General features: G+C 57.7%; 11 protein-coding genes and 1 pseudogene. 6 read left to right on the top strand and 6 right to left on the bottom strand.

Annotated features, from left to right (window positions below; translation table 11 throughout):
- Positions 1-89: 89 nt before the first annotated feature.
- Complete coding sequence (locus AC07VR_RS30430) at positions 90-1,400, bottom strand: MFS transporter (protein WP_495013495.1); 1,311 nt, start codon at positions 1,398-1,400, stop codon at positions 90-92.
- 171 nt (positions 1,401-1,571) lie between these two features.
- Between AC07VR_RS30430 and AC07VR_RS30425 the strand changes: the two genes are divergently transcribed.
- From AC07VR_RS30425 to AC07VR_RS30400, 6 genes and pseudogenes are all read left to right on the top strand, one after another.
- Positions 1,572-2,699, top strand: coding sequence for a sugar diacid recognition domain-containing protein (locus AC07VR_RS30425; protein ID WP_495013494.1), 1,128 nt, complete (start codon positions 1,572-1,574; stop codon positions 2,697-2,699).
- Positions 2,700-2,770: 71 nt separating this feature from the next.
- Positions 2,771-2,892, top strand: a pseudogene (locus AC07VR_RS30420) (sugar diacid recognition domain-containing protein); the annotation flags it as partial.
- 207 nt (positions 2,893-3,099) lie between these two features.
- Positions 3,100-4,242: a glycerate kinase gene (locus AC07VR_RS30415; RefSeq protein ID WP_495013493.1), complete on the top strand. Its 1,143-nt coding sequence runs from the start codon at positions 3,100-3,102 to the stop codon at positions 4,240-4,242.
- 404 nt (positions 4,243-4,646) lie between these two features.
- Positions 4,647-6,665: a hypothetical protein gene (locus tag AC07VR_RS30410; RefSeq protein WP_495013492.1), complete on the top strand. Its 2,019-nt coding sequence runs from the start codon at positions 4,647-4,649 to the stop codon at positions 6,663-6,665.
- 250 nt (positions 6,666-6,915) lie between these two features.
- Positions 6,916-9,132, top strand: a complete 2,217-nt coding sequence (locus AC07VR_RS30405) for an autotransporter outer membrane beta-barrel domain-containing protein (protein WP_495013491.1) — start codon at positions 6,916-6,918, stop codon at positions 9,130-9,132.
- Between the two features lie 123 nt (positions 9,133-9,255).
- On the top strand, positions 9,256-10,725 hold the full coding sequence (locus tag AC07VR_RS30400; RefSeq protein WP_495013490.1) for a hypothetical protein: 1,470 nt from the start codon (positions 9,256-9,258) through the stop codon (positions 10,723-10,725).
- A 46-nt stretch (positions 10,726-10,771) separates the two neighbouring features.
- Here the strand turns inward: AC07VR_RS30400 and AC07VR_RS30395 are convergent, their stop codons facing one another.
- The 5 genes from AC07VR_RS30395 to AC07VR_RS30375 all read right to left on the bottom strand — a co-directional run.
- Entirely contained in the window at positions 10,772-11,551 is a 780-nt protein-coding gene (locus AC07VR_RS30395; RefSeq protein WP_495013489.1) for a fimbrial protein, read from the bottom strand.
- A 392-nt stretch (positions 11,552-11,943) separates the two neighbouring features.
- Positions 11,944-14,460, bottom strand: a complete 2,517-nt coding sequence (locus tag AC07VR_RS30390) for a fimbria/pilus outer membrane usher protein (protein ID WP_495013488.1) — start codon at positions 14,458-14,460, stop codon at positions 11,944-11,946.
- A 19-nt stretch (positions 14,461-14,479) separates the two neighbouring features.
- Positions 14,480-15,235, bottom strand: a complete 756-nt coding sequence (locus AC07VR_RS30385) for a fimbrial biogenesis chaperone (protein WP_495013487.1) — start codon at positions 15,233-15,235, stop codon at positions 14,480-14,482.
- Between the two features lie 80 nt (positions 15,236-15,315).
- Complete coding sequence (locus tag AC07VR_RS30380; protein WP_495013486.1) at positions 15,316-15,867, bottom strand: fimbrial protein; 552 nt, start codon at positions 15,865-15,867, stop codon at positions 15,316-15,318.
- Between the two features lie 263 nt (positions 15,868-16,130).
- Positions 16,131-19,661 (bottom strand): RHS repeat-associated core domain-containing protein (locus tag AC07VR_RS30375; protein WP_495013485.1); only part of this gene is annotated, 3,531 nt, incomplete at its 5' end.

Below are 19,661 nucleotides of genomic sequence, written 5' to 3'. Positions count from 1 at the left end.
ATCAAGCGGGGGGTGTATGTATCCGACAGATCTTTGCCAAACACGGTCGGCGTAGGAGCTGCCGAAGGCTGCGATCTTTTGATCTTCGGCTACGCGCGCAACGTACGAGTCATGCGCAGCGCCAGCAGGCTACCGGTGACAATCACCCCGGCCAGCAGATACAGCGCAGCATCGGTCGAACCGGTGCTGTCCTTGACCCAGCCGACCAGGTATGGACTCAGGAAACCAGCCATCTGCCCCATGGAGTTGATCAGCGCCAAACCGCCGGCCGCAGCACCGGCGCTGAGCATCGCAGTAGGCACCGGCCAGAACATCGGCAAGCCGGTGAGGGCGCCCATGGTGGCGATGCTCAGGCCAAGAATGGCGATGGCCGGATGCGTCGCGAAGTTGACGGCGATCAGCAAGCCCACCGCACCCATCAGCATCGGCACCACCAAGTGCCAGCGACGCTCTTTGTGCAGATCGGCTGAACGACCGACCATCAGCATGAACACCGCAGCCAGCAGATAGGGAATCGCACTGATCCAGCCGATCACCAGATTGTCGCTGAACCCCAGGCTTTTGATGATCGATGGCAGCCAGAAGTTGATCGCGTAAACGCCACTCTGGATGCAGAAATAAATCAGGCCGAAGGCCCAGATGGCCGGATTCTTGAACACCGCCAGCAGTGAGTCGGTGGTGCTTTTTGGCTTGTTTGCCCGATCTTCAGCCTGATCCGCTTCGAGTACCGCACGCTCTTGCGGGGTCAGCCATTTGGCGTTGGCGAAGTTGTCGCTGAGCAGGAAGAACGCCAGCGCGCCGAGAATCATCGTCGGAATGCCTTGCAGCAGGAACATCCACTGCCAACCGGCCAAACCGCCTTGACCCGCCGCGAAGTGGTTGAGGATCCAGCCGGAGAACGGGCTGCCGAGCAAGCCGGAAACCGGGATCGCCGACATGAACAACGCCATGATGCGGCCACGGCGGAAGGTCGGGAACCACTGCGAGAGGTAGAGCACCACGCCGGGGAAGAACCCGGCTTCAGCCGCACCGGTGAACAGCCGCAGAGTGTAGAACTCGGTCGGGGTGGTGACGAACAACAGGCAGGTCGAGAGCATGCCCCAGGTGATCATCATCAGCGCGATCCAGCGCCGTGGGCCGAACTTCGTTAACGCCAGATTGCTCGGTACGCCACACAGCACATAGCCGATAAAGAAGATCCCGGCACCGAGGCCGTACACGGTTTCGCTGAACTTCAGCGCGTCGAGCATCTGCAGCTTGGCAAATCCAACGTTGACCCGGTCGAGGTAGTTGAACAGGTAGCAGATGAAAATGAAGGGGATCAGGCGCAGGGTAATGCGCTTGTAGACGGCATTTTTGTGGTCAGCTGTGACCAGTGTGGCCGCGGCGCTCTGGGACATGGTGGGTCTCTCTTTATTATGATTTTTTGCGATGCGAGGGTAACGTTGATCGCACCAAGAGTCTCGGTCACCCCAGGGTTCCTGTCTTTGTGCCTGCGCACAGGGTTTGGACGCTTGCCCTGTGCCGCTGAACAATCACTACAAGAAACGACCTTCAAGGATCACGCTGCTATGTTCGAACTGGATCATGACCTGGCGCAGGATATCGTCGACCGGGCGATGGCCATCCTGCCCTATAACGTCAACGTCATGGACAGCCAGGGCCTGATTCTGGGCAGTGGCGAGCCGGAGCGGGTCAACACCCGCCATGAAGGTGCGCAGTTGGTGCTGGCCAATGGTCGTGTCGTGGAAATCGATGAGCAGACCGCCAAACACCTCAAAGGCGTGCAACCGGGGATCAATCTGCCGTTGTTCCTCGACCAGCGACTGATCGGCGTGTTGGGCATCACTGGTGATCCGGACCAGTTGCGAACCTACGCGCAGCTGGTGCGCATGACCGCCGAGATGCTTGTGGGCCAACGTAACCAGCAGGACGAACAACAATGGCGGCGCCAGCGTTGCGATGATCTGCTGGCCTTGTTACTCAGCGAGGCCGGAGATTCACCACGCTTGATTGACGAGGCCCAACAGCTGGGGCTCAAACCGCAGCTGCCGCGCATTCCTTATCTATTTGAACTGGGGCTGGAACATGGCCCCGGGCAGACCGTTGAAGCATTGAGTGCCTGGCTGGCTTCGCGATATCCCGACAGCTGGTGTGTGAGTTCGGCCAAGTCATCGTTGCTGTGGTGTCGCGCGGCGACGCTGTCGATTGAAAATGAACGGCTGCTGGAAAAACTCGACGGCCAGGGCTGGAACATACTGCGTATCGCCGTCGGTGGTCAGGCCGATGGTCTGCAAGGGTTGCGCCGCTGTTACCGGCGAGTTGGTGACCTGCTGGCCTACGGGCGCGATGTGCTGCCACAGAGCCGCTTGCTGACACTGAACCGCTATCGTCTGCCGGTGATGCTCTGGCGCCATCGCAACGATGATGCCCTCGATGAACTGCTCAATCCGTTGCGCAAGGTCATCGCCAAGGACAGTAACGGCCAGTTGCTGGCGACCCTGCGCAGCTGGTGTGAACACGACGGTCAGAGCCAGGCCTGTGCCGAGGCCCTGGGGATTCACCGCAACAGCCTGCGCTACCGGATGGAGCGCATCGCCGAACTGAGCGGAGTCGATCCGTTGCGACTCGATGGGATGCTGGCGCTTTATCTCGGGGTGCAGCTGCTGCCGCAGACCGATGCTCCCGCCACCCCTTAGACTCGGCTTGCCGGTGATGGTGATCTTGAAGGCGCCATCGCGAGCAAGCTCGGCTCCTACAGCAATTTGCGCACGACGGTCAGAGGCCGGGCCTGTGTTGAGGCCTTGGGTATCCACCGCAACAGCTTGCGATGGGATGCTGGCGCTGTATCTGGGGGTGCAGCTGTTGCCTCAAACCGACGCTCACCCTTGACGATGGTCAACGCAAATCCCGTAGGAGCACGGCTTGCCGGCGATGGCGTCGTTGAGGTCGCCATCGCGAGCAAGCTCGGCTCCTACAGCAATGGAGGCGACGGCTTTGTGACAATGAACAATAAACCCACCCGGTACTTGTGCAGCGGACCGGCGTTATTCCTGATTCCAACTGGCAGCATGGCTCCATTGGAACTGGAGAACTCACATGAAAATCATCATCGCCCCCGATTCGTTCAAGGACAGCCTGAGTGCCATCGGTGTGGCCGATGCCATCGCCATCGGGCTGGCGGAGGTCTGGCCGGACGCGCAACTGCTCAAGTGCCCGATGGCGGACGGAGGTGAGGGCACGGTCGAAGCGATTCTCGCCGCGCGCGATGGCGAGTTGCGCAGCACTCAAGTGCAAGGTCCGTCAGGTCTACCGGTGCAGGCCTGTTGGGGCTGGTTGCCGCAGAGCCGCACCGCAATCATCGAAATGGCCGAGGCCAGCGGTTTGCAGCTGGTTGCGATCGGCCAGCGTGATGCCTGTTCCAGCAGCACTTATGGCACTGGCCAGTTGATTGGCGCGGCGCTCGATGCCGGCGCGCAACGGATCATTCTGGCCATCGGCGGCAGTGCCACCAACGACGGCGGCGCCGGTGCGATGCAGGCGTTAGGCGTGCGCTTGCTCGACAGTCAGGGACAAGCATTGAGCCGGGGCGGTCTGGCACTCAAAGCTCTGAGCCGGATCGAACTGGACGCAATGGACCCGCGTCTGGCCCAGGTCCGTTTCGAAATCGCCGCGGACGTCAACAATCCACTCTGTGGTGCCCACGGCGCCTCAGCGATATTCGGCCCGCAGAAAGGCGCCTCGCCTGAACAGGTGCAGCAGCTGGACCAGGCCCTCGGGCACTTCGCCGATCACTGCGCTCAAGTGCTGGCCAGGGACGTGCGTGACGAACCCGGCAGTGGCGCCGCCGGCGGTTTGGGGTTTGCCGCCAAGGCATTTCTGCATGCGCAGTTCCGCCCCGGCGTGGAAGTGGTGGCTGAACTGGTCGGTCTGGCGGCAGCCGTACGCGGCGCCGACCTGGTGATCACCGGCGAGGGCCGTTTTGATGCCCAGACCTTGCGTGGCAAAACCCCCTTTGGTGTCGCGCGGATTGCTCGTCAACAAGGGGTGCCGGTGATTGTGATCGCCGGCACCCTGGGCGAGGGGTATGCGCAGATGTATGAACACGGCGTCGATGCCGCGTTTGCCTTGCCGTCGGGGCCGATGAGTCTTGCGCAGGCCTGCGCTAATGCGCCGCAATTGTTGCGCGAACGGGCAGGGGATATTGCGCGGGTCTGGCGGTTGGCGGTTGGCAAGTCTTAATTCAACGATCGTTTCCACGCTCTGCGTGGGAATGCCGCCCCGGACGCTCCGCGTCCGCTCGTGTGAGGCAGAGCGTCACTGGATGTATTCCCACGCGGGAGCGTGGGAACGATCTTTAATCGCCCGCAAGGCTTGAAGCCATCCCGGGGGGCAGTCGTTGCCTGTCCTAGAGCGCTGTTTCATATGCTGTACAGCGTGCTTTACCTAACCACTGTATAGGCGGCCACCTGTCAACTCTGACAGTATCGCGTTATTAAAAACCGTGCTTAATTCGCTCAGGCCTCAGCGGCCGCGCAGAGCGAAGGGATGTGTTTTGTCGTACCCGGTTGTATCGATCTGCCAGACAGACTTGATGGTCATTGATATCTCAATGGCCAAAACGGTGTTAATGGGAGAACAACAACATGGCAAGTTCGAATATCAAACTCAAACGGAGAGAGGCACACAGCGCTTATCATAAAATGCGCACCGAACATCGGGCAAGGTTGGCCGATAAACCGATAGAAATCAATCCGGGGGATTTCGCCGACCCGGTGACCAAACTTCTCAAGGGCCCCAACCTGAAGAACGGGCTGAAGGTGTATATCCCGAAATGGGATACCCTGCCGCCGCCAACTGTCCCGGAGAAAATCGAGGTTTTATTCGATCGTGGAAGTGGACGTTTTGACGTCGTGGCGGAACATGAGTTTGTAATACCGGCTGGCCAGACCGATTTTTCGGAAACCTTCCCGTACGAGATGCTCATCGACGCCAACCACCTTCCGCAAGACGCTACGTGTCATCTGAAATATCTCCACCACACCTATCAAGGTGATGAAATCGATTCTCCGGCCGTGACAGTCATTTGCGATCAACTGCCACCTTATAAACACGGACCGCCGCTGGCATTGAAATTTGCCACGGACTACCTCGACGATACGACGTTGCCCAGTGGCGGCAAGCTGACTGCAACGATTCCTGGTTATCCCGACTGGCAAGATACTGACAAAATCGCCATTTACCTGGTTGACGCAGCCAATATCCCTGTGGATCCGACCAGCGCCGATCAGGTTTTCTTCGATACTGTACCCACCCCAGGCGTTACTGACACCGATGTGGAAATTGACGCAGACCTTGTTCGAGCGTTTGGAGATGCCGAATGCGTTCTTCTCTATGCGTTGATCGACAAGGCATTGAACCCTAGCGCGGTCTCGATCCACAAGAAAATGAGCCTCACTTTCGGGCCGCTGCCGACCAATCTGCAACCGCCGGAAGTTCCTCAGGCAGTTCCGGGACCATTGGCGGTTGAGCATGCTCTGGCGGGTGTGAGCGTCTGGATTCCCAGATATGACAACCCTAAGCCCAATGACAACATTCGATTGAAATGGGGTAACACCCCTCTGGTTGACTATCCTGTTGGCCCTAATCCACTGGAGAAGATTGAGGTCCCGGTGCTGCCTATCAAGACGCTGATCGTGGAGTACGGAGAGAACACTACCGGAGACAAGACAACCAACGTCAGCTATCAAGTCATTCGCAGTGGGCGGCCATTTGGTCCTGAAGCTACTGATATCGAAGTCAACTTCGAGGTTCCAATTCCGTGGTTGCCCTGGCCGTCTGACGATTGGCCGAGTCCGGTACATCCAAGCCTGTTGGAAGGTGAAGTCAAGAACTTCGATGACTCCAGGACCAATGAGTTGACACGGGCCGACAAGGACCAGGACGCGAAATTCACGTTCACCTGGTACAGAGAGGCGGTTAACGGTCACATCGTCGACTTCTTCTGGAATGGTGCCCGTGTCCTCGAGGCTCAGATTTCCTTTGATGATTCGAATCCGGAGCATGTGCCTGGCGATGAGCAAACCGTTGACATTCCCTGGAAGTACATCAAGGACGGTGGCAACGGGTCGACAGTACCCGTGCACTATCAGGTTAGCGCGGCAGGCCTGGTAAATGATCTGCTTTCAGAGACGACCGAGGTTGATGTTAACGCGATCGCTGTTGAACTGCCGCCTGCGAGTTTTCCCACCATTCCCAATCCGACCGGTTACCCAGGCTGCTCGGTCCTGGAGGCTGATGGCTCGCTCAAAGTCGACATACCTGACCTTACCGGGCTGCTAAAGGATGGCGACACGATCAAGGTCGTATTCACGCCAATGAAAGGGGAAGATCTAAACGCACCCGAAGATCCGATTACAGGCGCAATATTCACTAAAGATTATGTGCTAGGCACAAATGGGGCTATCACCGGCTTCACCATTCTAGTGGAACCCTACACCACTTATATCCTGCCTCTCTATAACGAAAACGCACCCGGTCGAAGAGGCCGCGCGAAAATCCAGTACTTCTTTGATGACGGCACGGAAGAGATTGCATCGACGTCTTTAACGACCCGCACAGCATTCCATCGACCGAATGATCCATGCGAGATCCCAAGGCCTTAGCTCAACCATCAGGGCCGGCACACGGGCGTTTGTTGCCCGTGTTTTCACACTGATGCTGACATCATCTGGATGCAGTTGGCATCGATGTTTCGTATGACTGTATCGAGCAAAATCTCATGCGCCTTAGGATAAGTCCTACATATTTTAAGGAAGAGGGTGCTTAGGATCGCCGCCTTTGAACGTTCAGGCCAGACCGCAAGGCACCGGGCTGAGCGGTTTGCAAAACAGTCTGTTTACCAAGGAGCTATCCATGCCCGTCAGCCACTCATTCTTCGCTGTCACACCTCTCGCACGTTTTCTCAAACTCGCCACGCTCACACCGTTGTTGTTGATCAGCCCGAACGGACTGGCGCAGACCTTGATCGATAATGGTTCTTCCAAGACCATCGATGCCGCCACCACGGTTGACGATTATCTGGTAGAGAACGCAAGCAAACTGACGGCCAACGGTGCCACTACCGACCAGATCCGCGCAACCACGGGTTCGAATGTCGTGTTTAACGGTTCCCATGTCACCGCTAAAGGCACCACTAACGGGGTCGATCTGTCCGCCAGTGAAACGACTATTTCCAATAAAAGCACAGTTGTTAGCAGTCGCACCGGGTTACGTCTGGCGCAAACGGTCAACGGTGGCTCCACGGCGCTGGTTCAGGGCAGTGAGATCATTGGTGGTCAGTTTGGAGCAACCCTCAGTTCCAAAAGTCAGCTGACCCTCGAAGCAGGCTCCAAAGTAACCGGCAGCAACGCCGATGGCATCGGTATCCGCAGCTTCGGCGGCAAAATCTCGGCCACTGACAGCAGCATTGTGGGTGGGCTCAATGGTGTGAGCCTGTTCGCCGACCTCAACCTGTCTGCCGACAACGCGTTGATCCTGAATAAAACTCATGTCGAAGGGCTGAGTGGTTCGGCGATCATCGTCGACGGCCAGACCCAGACCAACACCGAACGCGTGAATATCGAAGTCAACAACGGTTCTACCCTGGTGGGTGGCAACGGTACATTGCTGGAAGTCATCAATGGCTCTTCGGCGAATTTCAAGGCCGATAACAGCCAGCTGATCGGCGATATCGTGGTGGCGGCAGGCAGCAGTGCCGATGTCGTGCTCGACCATTCCGCCACGCTGACCGGTCGCCTTGAAAACGTTCAGGGTCTGACGGTCAACAACGATGCCCGTTGGGTGATGGTCGGTGATGGCGAGGTCGCGAACCTTGCCATGAACGGCGGTGGCATCCAGTTCGGCAATCCGGGCGAGTTCTACAAGCTGTCGGTGGGCAACCTTTCGGGTGCTGGCACGTTCTTCATGCACACGAACTTCGCCACCGGTCAGGTCGATACGCTGACCGTTACCGGGACGGCCAGCGGCAATCACACGTTATCAATCGATGCCAGCGGGTCCGAACCGGGGGCTGCCAGTGCCATACCGGTGGTCCACATCGCTGCCGGCGATGCCCAGTTTTCCCTGAAGGACGGCCCGGTGGATCTGGGGGCCTTCTCCTACGACCTGATCAAGCAAGGCAACAACGACTGGTACCTGAACACTGCCTCGAAAGTCATCAGTCCGGGCACCCAATCGGTACTGGCACTGTTCAATGCTGCGCCGACGGTCTGGTATGGCGAGCTCAGCACCTTGCGCAGCCGCATGGGCGAAGTGCGCATGGACGAGGGCAAGGCCGGTGGCTGGATCCGCGCGTACGGCAACAAGTTCGATGTCAGCGCCAGTTCCGGCCTGGCGTATCAGCAAACCCAGCAAGGCCTGTCTTTCGGTGCCGACGCGCCTTTGCCGGTCGGTGACGGCCAGTGGCTGGTGGGCTTGCTGGGTGGTTACAGCAAATCCGACCTGGACCTGAGTCGCGGTACCAGCGGTACAGTCAACAGCTACTACATAGGTGCCTACACCACCTGGATGGACGACCAAAGCGGCTACTACTTCGACGGCGTGCTCAAGTTCAACCGTTTCCAGAACGAATCCAAAGTGCAGCTCAGTGACGGCAAGCAGACCAAGGGCAGTTACGACAACAACGGTGTCGGTGCGTCCCTGGAGTTCGGTCGTCACATCAAGCTGGCCGACGACTATTTTGTCGAACCCTTCACTCAGCTGTCGGGCGTGATCATTCAGGGCAAGGACTACGACCTGGATAACGGCTTGTCTGCCGAAGGCAATCGCGCGCGCTCTCTGCTAGGTAAAGCCGGTGCGACTGCCGGGCGCAACTTCAACCTGGGTGAGGGCAAGGTGGTGCAGCCGTATGTTCGTGCCGCGTATGTCCATGAGTTGGCCAAAAACAACGAAGTCAAGGTTAACGATAATGCGTTTAACAACGACCTGTCGGGTTCCCGTGGCGAGCTGGGCGCGGGCGTGGCCATGACGCTGACCGACAAGGTTTCGCTACACGCTGATTTCGATTACAGCAACGGCGACAAGATTGAACAGCCGTGGGGTGCCAACGTGGGTATGCGCTATAGCTGGTAACCCAATGATTTGAGGCGGCTGCGTGGGGAAGGGCTGCTGCACTGCGGGTTCAATGTTCTTTATGTGACGCGAGGAAGAAGGCTGCGGCCATTATTCCTCGCTCTTTTCTAAGGAGTCTTGTTCATGAGCGAGCCTACAAACACTCAATTCTCCAGCAGCCTCAGACTGTTGCCTGAGCCCCGCGTGGATGGATTACTTGACGATGTTCCCAATGGTGAACCCAATCTGCTCCCGGAAGCCGCGACACACGATGACCTGAAGGTCTGGTTTGAACTATGGGAGCACTCCGATCCGACGCTGGGTGAAGAGTCAGTTGAGCTGTTCTTTGACGACGTATCCGTAGATACCCGTTATTGGAGTGACGCGCCTATCGAGGCGTCAGACCGGTTTGTTACATTGCCCAAACGACTACTGCGCGGCAATGACGGGCAACATCGGTTGCGTTACAAGGTGACGGCTTATAACGATGAGACAGATGATTCCCGGGAGCTGGTGATCACACTTGATACCACCGCACCTGTTCTTGCCAATGACAGCAAATTGATCTTCCCTTCCGCCGTTACTCCTCCCAATCAAATCACAGCCGCCTATCTCGCCGATCCGGCCCACGAAGACCAGGTGCTGGCAACAGTGCCCGACTACATCGAAAAAAAGGTGGGTGATGAGATCACTTGGTATTGGGAGCGCTCCCCCGGCGGCCGGGAAATAGCGGATACAAAGACCCTCCAGCTCGATGACCTGGGCAAAGTACTGCAAGTGTCCTTCAAGGGCGATCTACTTCGTCGAAGCACTAATAATGTGGACTATTTTGCGACCTACCGGGTATGCGACAGGGCCGGCAACGAGACAGTCCTGTCCAGTGATGTGCTGTTGAACGTCAATATCCGCCCACCCACCCCGCGCAAATATCCAACCGTCAAGGAGGCATCGAGCACTGGCGGCACTGGCGTGTTGAATCCATTCCAGGGTGGGGCCGGGGTGACCGTAGTGGTGGCGGCATCGGAGGTCGATCCGGGCGAAGAGGTGACCGTGGACTTTGTCGGTCTTGGCGGCGAGGACGGTATCGGCTCTGTGACGGGCGTGGAACCAATCACCCCTGGTGGGTTGGAGTTTGCCATCCCTGCATCAGTCGTTGCGGCGAACATTCCCGTGAACGGCGATGGGCGCAAGGTCGACGTTTATTATTGGGCCGGTCAGGACGTTCAGCACTCTGCGGTCTATACGCTGACCATTAACGCTTTCGCAACAGGTGCACTTGGCCAGGTCGGTTGCCGCCAGGCGCAGGTCGGTTCACCGGCGACGCTTTCCAAAGATGCCGTCCCGCCAGGTGGTGCGAATTTGGAAATAGAGAAATGGATCTATCAAGCACCGACTCAGCTCATGAACGTGTGGGCGATGGCTTCCAATGTCCGAACAGATTTTGTGGTAGGTGTGCCGCTTGGTACCGATGGAAAATATACGACATTGTTACCCAAAGACTACGTAGACCAGCGGCCGCTCAATTCGACGTTCACCCTATACGCCAGCGTCAGTTTTGACCAAGGCCATAGTTATATCTCCTTTAAGACCCTACCGTTGAAAATCATCGCATAGTCGATGCACTCAAGGGTATCCGGCAGGGCTGACCTGCCGGGCGGGTTCATTTATAGGTAATGGTGAACGCCAGGGCGCCCTCTGCCGAGCCGGCCACGATATTACTGGTGGGACCAGTCTGGTAATAGCGAGCGTTGAACTCCAACAGCATGCCTCCGGTGGCCGGGATAGCGCCTTGAAGCACATCCGCCTCCAGTGCAACAGGCGTAAGCGCATCACGTCCCAAGACTTGAATGCCGATACCTTGCGCGGTGGAACTGCCCCCCAGACTGAACAAGCCCAGGACTGCATCAAGGGTCGTGGAGCCTGCGGTGGGCTCCAGGCGAATATGCGCGTTAGTCACTGTGCCGCCTGGCAGCGGGTCGGAAATGCACGAGTTCAGCGCGATGGTGAAGGGTACCGCGTTGGTGGTATGGCCTTCGCCGGTAAACTCCGAGTCTGACCACTCACCGAGATTGACGGGGTCCGCGCTCACAGGCGTGGCCGACAGGGTACATTCTGCCTGAGTGACAGAGCCGCTCAAGGCCAGCCCGAAGGCATTGGGGACGCCGCTGAAGGAGGCATTGACCAACTCCCTTCCCGAGTCCAGCGGTTGCATGCCTCGGCCGATCGGGCCGGTTTTGACCAGGGTGATCGCGCCGCGCAACACCGAGTGCTGCAAGACAAAGGGTGTACTGAAATCGATGTAGCCATCGAATGGCACCGAGCTGTCGGCGCCGCTGAGTTTCCAAAATCCGTTGGTGAGGCCATCGTACGGAGTACCCAAAGTGATTCGGGCTCCGACCCCCTCGATATTGGTCTGTAGCAAGGCACCGCTCGTTTCCATACCGTTCCTTCTGGGGATTGGCCCGGGTACGGGTGCCACAGCGGACGAGGCGTTGAACGTCAGCCGAGTGCCGTCGGTCACGCAGTGGATGGACAGCCCACCGCCACCTTGAATGAAGGGTTGGTCTATCGGGCCTATCGGGTCACCTACCTGAGCATCTCTGGGAACATACAGTGCGCCCACATTGGCCACATAACGAATCGGCCCCGTACCGCTCCCCCAGTAACACGTATTACTGGCTGCGTACGTTGTACCGAGCGGCATCAGCCCACCGGCTGCGAGCGTGAACAAAACGCCTGGAAATAATCTGATCGACATGCTGTGTTCTATCCTGGCAGAAACAACGCGAGGCACCGCAACGTGCTTCGCGTATGAGTAAACGAAGCGTTGGGTCAGCGGCAAATCAAGTCCTGAACCCGATAGCCTTGTTCCATCGGCATGCTCTGAACATCAAACTGCAACTGACACTGCTCAGTGGAGGTGTTGCCCCAGCGCACGTACAAGGTTTGCTGTCCATCGACAGTACCCAGCAGTACCTGACCGGCCTGGCCGACAATCCCGAGTATTTCGTCATCGGTATTGCTGACCTGAGCACCGAAGGGCAGGGGAGCGCCTCGGCTGTCACGGGTGGTCAATACCAGTCTTTGTACCGTCCGGGCGGGGAATGTCGCTTTGACGACCGCGCCACGCCGTGGCACCACCTGTGTCACACCATTGTCGATTTCCACATTCGGATCGAGCTGGTCGGTGTCGAGGATCACCCGATTGACACGGTAAGGTTGTAGATACGGAATCAAGGCATAGCCACTGTTATTGGTCCTGGCGCTGGAGGTGTTCAGCAAGCCGACGCCGGCGATATCCGGAACATGGGCCAGGCCACTGGTTTCACCCAGATAAGGCCCCACCTCGAGCCCGTCGCCATGGAGCAGCAGTGCGCCGCTGGCATTGAGCGAAAGGCTGTTGTAATCAGTGCCTTGAGTGAGGCCCGCGCCAAGGCTGGCAAAAGGTGCCTGATAACCCAATGACAGTTCAGCGCTTTGCTGATGGCTTTCATTGTTGGACAAGGACGCACGATAGTTGAGCCGGTCTCCCTCACCGCGGCCCGATAAAGCGGCGCGCTGGTTGATCTGACCCCGGTTCTCCCGAACATCGTAGGTGGCGGTTGTCGAGCGTCCGAAATCCAGCGGCATTGAGAGGCTCAAGCCGAACTGGCGGTCATTGAACTGGTCATCGTTCAGCGACTGCGAGGCGTAGAGGGAGTAGCTCACCGTGTTATAGCGGGTGCTTAAATTGAACTGGAACTGGCGCTGCTGATCATCGGACCGCCAGAAATCCTCCTGGGATAACGTCAGGCTCAGCGAGCTACGGGCCCCGATGTCCTGGAACACCGAGGCTTCAAGCAGGCTGCGTCGACTTCCGCGAAAACGCTGGTCGGCGCTGCGCTCGCGCACCGCTTCGCTAAAATCGCGATAACCCTCGGTGGAGTAGCGATAGCCGGCAAAGCGCAGATTTGTGCGAGTCTCGAACGTCTTGCCATATTTCACCGCATAGCTCATGCCCTGAACGTTGCGACGGCTGTCATGGGGATCGATATCGGCGGTGGAGCGCGTGACGTCGAACGACAGCGCGCCAATCGATCCAATATTTTTACCAATGCCAAGCGTGCCGGCCTGATAGAAGTCATTGCCCATCAACCCGCCGTACAGCGTCGAGTCCCATCCGACACCGGTCGCCAGGGTCCCTTGCCAAAGCAATGCATCATCCACGGAAAAAGACGGTGCGTTATAGCGACCCAAACTGGTGCTGTAGCGCCAGACACCTTCGCGCAGCAGGTTGTTGAGGGTTGCATAGGGTTGGGTGAAGCGCCGCACCTGGCCATCGGCCTCGGTCAGAATGATTTCCAGCTCCCCGCTGCCACCGGCGGTGGTGAGGTCGTTGATCTCGTAGGGGCCGGCACTGACATAGGTGGAATAGATCGGGTAACCGTTCTGGCGTATTTCGAGCCTGGCCCGGGTCTGCGCAACACCTCGAACGATCGGCGCATAGTTTTGCAGTGAGTCGGGCAACATGCTCATGTCCGACGCAATCTGCACGCCTTTGATGGGAACGCTCCTGAAGACATCGCCCGGGGTGTAGGTTTCGCCCAGGGTCAGCTGCGAATGGGTGCCGGGGAGGTCGCGTTGAAGATAGGTATAGGCGCGCGACCATGTGCGCTCGCCTTGGGCGTCGCTGCGAAAGGCGTTATTGCTGCGCAAGCGCCAGGCGCCCAGATTCAAGCCGCTGTTCAAGTACAGGTCCTGGCTGCTGTTATGGCCGGTCTGATGGCTGCGACCTTGTTGAGCGGAGACTTGATAGTTCACGAACGCCGAATTGATGCCGTAGTCCCACAACTGCGGATCGACATAACCGGCCACATCGCGACGCATGGCAATCTGCGGGATGGAAATCGACAGCGATAACTGAGCACCGTCCAATTGCGTCAGCGCTCCGGGAATCAGACGCTGCAGGTCGACGCAAGTGCCCAGCGTGGCCTCAGGCTCAGCCAGGCTGTCGAGCTTCACGCCGATATCGTTGAGCAGTTGCCGCGACAAACAAGGAACAAGCCCATCGCCTTGGGCATTGGCGGTGAACTCGATTTCCCGGCGGTCGAAGAAGCTTCGATTGACGTCGATACTCACCAGGTAACGCCCCGGCGCCAGATCCTGGCTGCTGGAGAGTGCGTTCAAGGCCAGCGCGCCGGCATCGCTGGCATGGTTGTCCAGTTGACGCATAAAGGTTGATTGAAACTCCACCTGTGTAGAGGCCAGGGTCGGCTTGGTTTCCAGCAATACAAGGCTGCCGCCGGTCAATACAGCAAAATGAAACAGGCGCTGCGCGGGAGTCGAGCTCCAGTGCGGGAAGAAAGGCATGGTGAGAGTCCGCGCAATGTTAAAGATCAAGGCTGACGGGCACGGTCATGGGGGTCGTAAAACCGCCGTAGTCGGTGATCACGGAAAAGTTCACCTGCATCCCCGGGCTCGGCTTCAAACCGTCCAGCTCATAGGTCTGGGAGTCCAGAGGGAGTGCCATGGGGGTGTCTTTCAGATTGACTTTTTGCCCGTTCGCGCTGAGTTCAATGCGCACGAAAGACATGTGAAAGGGCGTGGGATTGGTCACCACCAGACGGCTTTTGCCGTCGACTTTTTTTACTGACCAACTCAAGTCTTTCAAGGTGTCCAACGCATTACTTTTGAGTTCGACGGGGCGGTAGAACAACTTGATCCGCGTGCGCAACGCGATATTCAACTGATTAGCTTCATGGGCCTCCCGTTGCGGTATTTCCTGGACGTTGAAATAAAACAGCGACTCGCGGTCTTTGGGCAGCGTATTGGGCAAGCCGTTGATCTGCACCTGTTGTTCTTTACCGGCATTCAAGCGAAACAGCGGCGGTGAGGCGATAAATGGCACGGCGGTGGTTTGATCGTCGGCAGCCGTATTGACCCAGGTCTGCACGGCGAAGGGTTTGTCGCTGGGGTTGGAAATCGTTAACGAAACATTGCGTTTATCACTGTCGAACACTACTCGCGTGCTACTGACGGTTAACGCCCCATAACTGTTTGGAAGCCATATGAGGAGGGCGCCGAACAGTGTCCAGGACAGTGCGCCGCACTTGACCTGGGCAGCGCGATTAATGAAGCCAAACATAGTTAAAGAATCCCTGTATCGAAGAGTTACTCCCGAACAACGGGCTGTGAGGCCCGTTGTTCGACGACTGGAGAACGTAATCAGTTGATGCTGAGCGTGAACTCGACATCGGCATCGGCGGGGCCAGCGTTCACGGTCGCAGCGGTGGTGATGTACATGGCGGTGAAGTCCATGAGCGTCGGCCGGGTTTCGTCCAGCTTGTAAATAGTGGAGGTGTCACCATTTTTGATGAAGCTACCGGTCACATCCTTGATCGCCACGGCAATTCCGGTTGCAGGGCTTCCGGTTGGTTTGAGCCCGTAATGATCCCCGCCACCGCCGTACACCGAGTTGAAGGTCACGGTCGCGTCGAGTTTGGCAGGGTCCAGTACGCAGCTAGTGCCCGGTGTTACCCGCATTTGAAAGGCCCGTTCACCGGCGACAGTATTGATGCCCTTGAAAGCGCTCGAGTCGACCCAGCCCAGGGAAACCAGATTGCCCACGCTGCCGTTTTCCGGGTTGACGATTTCGATGGCGCAGGTGGCGCTGTTGATCTTGCCGGTGAAGTTGATCCGGCCATCGGCGGCGAACGCCGAAGTCGCCGCCATACTCAGGGCCAGACCAAGCGGTAGTGCGAGTAAAGATGTCTTCATGTAACAAGTCCTTTAGTTGATTGAGACCGGCGTTTATTGAACGAGACAGTGCCGGAAGTGCTCAAGGTCGATGCGAGCAGGGAAAGAGTGTTGTGTTGTCTCGGCGGCCGGATTTTAGAGAGGGGGACGGGGTGGGGATATGAGAGAACTCTCAGTGTTGGAAAGGCAGTGTTTGCAGATATTTATCTATTCCCGGGAAATAAAAAAGCCCCACTTCGAAAAGTGGAGCCTTTCATTATCCGCGTGGATCAGGACGTATGTTTTCAGTCGATATTTCGAATGAAGTCTATTTTGTCGGTTACGGGGGCCAGCCTTACGCTTCCGTTGATTTCCACTCGTTGATTCCTTTGCTTTTTAGCAAGATGATTAAAATTCCAGTTGCTACTATGCAGACGAGAAGGGCCGGGAATTGGATCAGCCAGTAAAGGCTTTGGAGTCATGGTGGACGATGCAGGTGCAGGTGCAGGTGCAGGTGCAGGTGGAGGTGGAGGTACGAAAGTTGCGGAGGTATTTACACTCGTTCCCGCATGCCCCCTCGGTCCACGAGCCCCATCAGCCCCATCAGCCCCATCAGCCCCAGCAGGTCCAGCAGGTCCTATGGGCCCTTCAGGTCCCATAGGACCTGCTGGACTTTGAGATTTGCTACCGCCTTTCAAGAGGACATTGCTGTCAAAGTCATTGGCGCCTTGCAACTTGCCACGCGGAAGATGATTCAACTTACGCATCAGTGGGCTGGAGTTAGTGGCTGCTTTCGCTGCTTTCATTGAAGCGGAGACAACGGCAAATCCTCCAAACGCAACATCCAGGCCACCAGAGATCAAGGAACTCATCGCGTGTCTCTCGCGGTCTGTCAATTTGGTTGCGGTAGTCGCCTTGACGCCTTCATAGATGCCATAGACACCGCCACCCACACCAATCCCTGTAAAAACGACGGTGCTCGCAATGGCCGCCGCGCCAACCGGTGGCATGATCACCACCGCCGCGACGGTAAGCGCTATACCAATGGCCGACAGGATTGCGCCCCCAATACCCATCCAGTTAACCCCCCGATTGGCATGCCCCGTCGGGTCGATAAAGTTGATCGGATCGCCCGCGCAGTACACGTAAGGGTTGATCCCGCCGGCACCGAACGGGCTGAACGAGTCCGGGCTGTGAAAGCGCATCAGCGTCGGGTTATACGCCCGGTAACCTCGGCCCAGTAGATACCAGCCGCTCAGCTCGTCCCGAACCTCGCCGTTGAAGCCGAGCAGGCATTGCAGGTCATCATCCGGGTTGCGTTCGCCATAGGCGCCATAAATCGCTTTGCGCAGTTCATTCTGGCCGCTTTCTGCCAGCACGCTGTTTTTGCCATCGGTCAACAGCAGCAGGGTTTGCTCGGGGTTGTCCTGTTGTTGCTGGCCCAAGGGCTGGTCATTGAGGTACAGGTAGTGGATTTTTTTGTCGCCTTGCTCGGTCCTGCTCAGGCGCTCGTCCTGATAAAAGCGCAGGGTTTCGGTTTGCGTGCCGCGGGTGACGCCCAGCAAATGGTTATGCGCGTCATAGCGGTACTGACTGACGGTTTTGCCATCGGCATCGGTGACGCGCAGTAACCGGCCCTGGCTGTCGTAGTGCAGAGTCTGGTCGTTTTCATCGTGCAGCAGGTTGCCATCTTCGTCGTAGTCGAGCACGCAGCTGGGCGGATAGGCGGGGTGGCTGTGGGTGACTTTAACCAATTGACACGGATCGCTCTGGGCGAAAGAGCTGATGGCTTCGTCGCGACTACTGTCCGCAAAGAGCGTGTACACCTCGGTGACATTGTCCAGCGCGTCGAAGGCGAACAGTTGCTCGCGGATGGCATTGCCGTAGCGGTCCTTGGGCAGGTTTGTACCTTCGCAGTTGTACTGCACCATCCGGCCGCGCTGATCGTAGTCGAAGGTTTCCAGCAGTTCGGTCTGGCCGGCCAGCTGCAGGTGGCGGCTTTGCAACTTGTTATCGGCACGGTAGGTCTGGGTGATGGTCTGATCCGGGTGACCACCGCTCAAGGTCATATGACGGGTGATTTCCCGACCCTGATCGTCGAAGGTCAGGTGGGTTTGCAGCTCCTGCCCGGTGCTTTTATTGCGGGTGGTAATCAGGCTTACCTGCCCCAGGTTGTCGTAGTCGAAGGTGGCGAGGATCTGGCCCTGAGTAGCACTCTTGACCCGGGCCTTTTCGTCATAGGTATAGGTGCAGACCAAACCGTTGGTATCCAGGCGGGTCAGCGGTCGCCCGTTCAAGGTGTGGGTGTAACTGGTCTCCCACTGTTTGCTCGAGCGCTTTTCCTTCCAGCGTTCATGGCGTAATTGACCGGTAGAACTGTAGTCAAACGTATGCTCGCCCTGGGTGTTTTGCGACAGGGTCAATTGCGCACTTTGATTGTCGTAGTTGAAGCTTGACTGTTCATCCGGCGCGATGCTGCCAACCGGAGTACCCACCAATCCGGGCTTGTATTCATAAGTGATGGACTTGTTGCTGGCGGTGATCATAGTGCTCACCTGAAGCTGACCACCTTGATACTGAAACTGCTGAATACGCGGGCCAACCTTCAATGTAGACCTGCGATCAAGGCCATCAAAAGTCTGGATGCCGACGCTGGCAGTGGTCCCGTTGGCGCTAACGTCCAGGCCGACAGGCAGTTCACCGCCGCTGTGGGAGGCATATGTGCGGTGGATTTCTGTGTAATCGGGCAGCGTCGTGGTCTGTACCCGGGAGAACAGGTCGTACTCAAAGCGAGTGGATTGGCCCATTTCGTCGATTTGTTCAACACAATTACCCAGGCCGTCATACAGGTATTGACGCTCGCTGAGGAGCTTGCCGTCTGCGTCCAGGGCCTCGATCTTGTCTTCCTTGCCGAACAGATTGAGTGTGGTTCTGCTTCTGCCGCTGAACTTCACCGGTGCCACGGTGCTTTCGGTCCAGGTGCGCAGGGTTTGTGTGGCCGGATCGTTTTCGGTGACCTGCACCACGCCATCAGGCCCGACGACTTTGTATTGCTCTCCCCAGGCGTCGTATTGAAAGGTGCTGGTCAGGGGGACATCTTTGTCGCCTTCCCAGTCGGTAGCAGTCTGGCTGGTCAATTGCCCAAGGTTGTTGTAGGTCGCACGGTAGGTCTCACGGAACGCCTGCGGGTCGCCGCCCAAGGCATCGGTGTCCTGGCGCTCTTCTTTCAACACCCGGTTCAACCCGTCCAGCCAGGTGATGGTCTCGACGCCCTTGACGTCCATGGCGCTTTGCTTCGCCTGCTGGCCCGTATCGTTGGTGAGCGCATAGGTATAGGTGCGACTGGCCACGTAGTCTGTACCCGGCGCCACGGTTTCCTGGGTCACCCGGCCCAGGCGGTCGTATTGGTAGACGATTTCAGCGGCGTTGCCATCGTTACTGAGCAACGTGGCGCCGTTGAGCAGCGAGTGTTCCTCGGTGATGACTTTGCGTACCGGTTTGTCTGGTGTGTCGTCATGACCGATCAAGGTACTGACTGTACGCATTGCCATCACACCGGCACGGGCATTACGGGTGATGGTGTAGGCGTACTCGGTGGTGGTCAGGGTATCGGCCTGGCCATGCAGGGTCTGCAGCATCTTGCTGATGAGCCCGTGTTGTTGAGGGTCTTCAGGGGCGCTGATGTACTCATGGACAATGCGCCGTAACTCCGTTTGCGTACGGCCATCGACCACCTGCGCCAAGGTCTCGTCGCTCAAGGCCAGCCAGGGGCCGCTGCCCGTGAGGCCCTGATATTCGGCGTAGCGATAGCGGGTGTGCAGGGTCGGTGCACGGCC

The organism is Pseudomonas sp. GW821-FHT02H09 (genome assembly GCF_059421425.1).
Note: the sequence above shows the minus strand (reverse complement) of the source record. Positions and strands in the feature narration are given on the sequence as shown.

Coding starts and splice junctions, on each gene's coding strand:
- AC07VR_RS30385 (WP_495013487.1), bottom strand. CDS start 15,235: ATGTTTGGCTTCATTAATCGCGCTGCCCAGGTCAAGTGCGGCGCACTG.
- AC07VR_RS30430 (WP_495013495.1), bottom strand. CDS start 1,400: ATGTCCCAGAGCGCCGCGGCCACACTGGTCACAGCTGACCACAAAAAT.
- AC07VR_RS30425 (WP_495013494.1), top strand. CDS start 1,572: ATGTTCGAACTGGATCATGACCTGGCGCAGGATATCGTCGACCGGGCG.
- AC07VR_RS30415 (WP_495013493.1), top strand. CDS start 3,100: ATGAAAATCATCATCGCCCCCGATTCGTTCAAGGACAGCCTGAGTGCC.
- AC07VR_RS30410 (WP_495013492.1), top strand. CDS start 4,647: ATGGCAAGTTCGAATATCAAACTCAAACGGAGAGAGGCACACAGCGCT.
- AC07VR_RS30400 (WP_495013490.1), top strand. CDS start 9,256: ATGAGCGAGCCTACAAACACTCAATTCTCCAGCAGCCTCAGACTGTTG.
- AC07VR_RS30395 (WP_495013489.1), bottom strand. CDS start 11,551: ATGGAAACGAGCGGTGCCTTGCTACAGACCAATATCGAGGGGGTCGGA.
- AC07VR_RS30380 (WP_495013486.1), bottom strand. CDS start 15,867: ATGAAGACATCTTTACTCGCACTACCGCTTGGTCTGGCCCTGAGTATG.
- AC07VR_RS30405 (WP_495013491.1), top strand. CDS start 6,916: ATGCCCGTCAGCCACTCATTCTTCGCTGTCACACCTCTCGCACGTTTT.
- AC07VR_RS30390 (WP_495013488.1), bottom strand. CDS start 14,460: ATGCCTTTCTTCCCGCACTGGAGCTCGACTCCCGCGCAGCGCCTGTTT.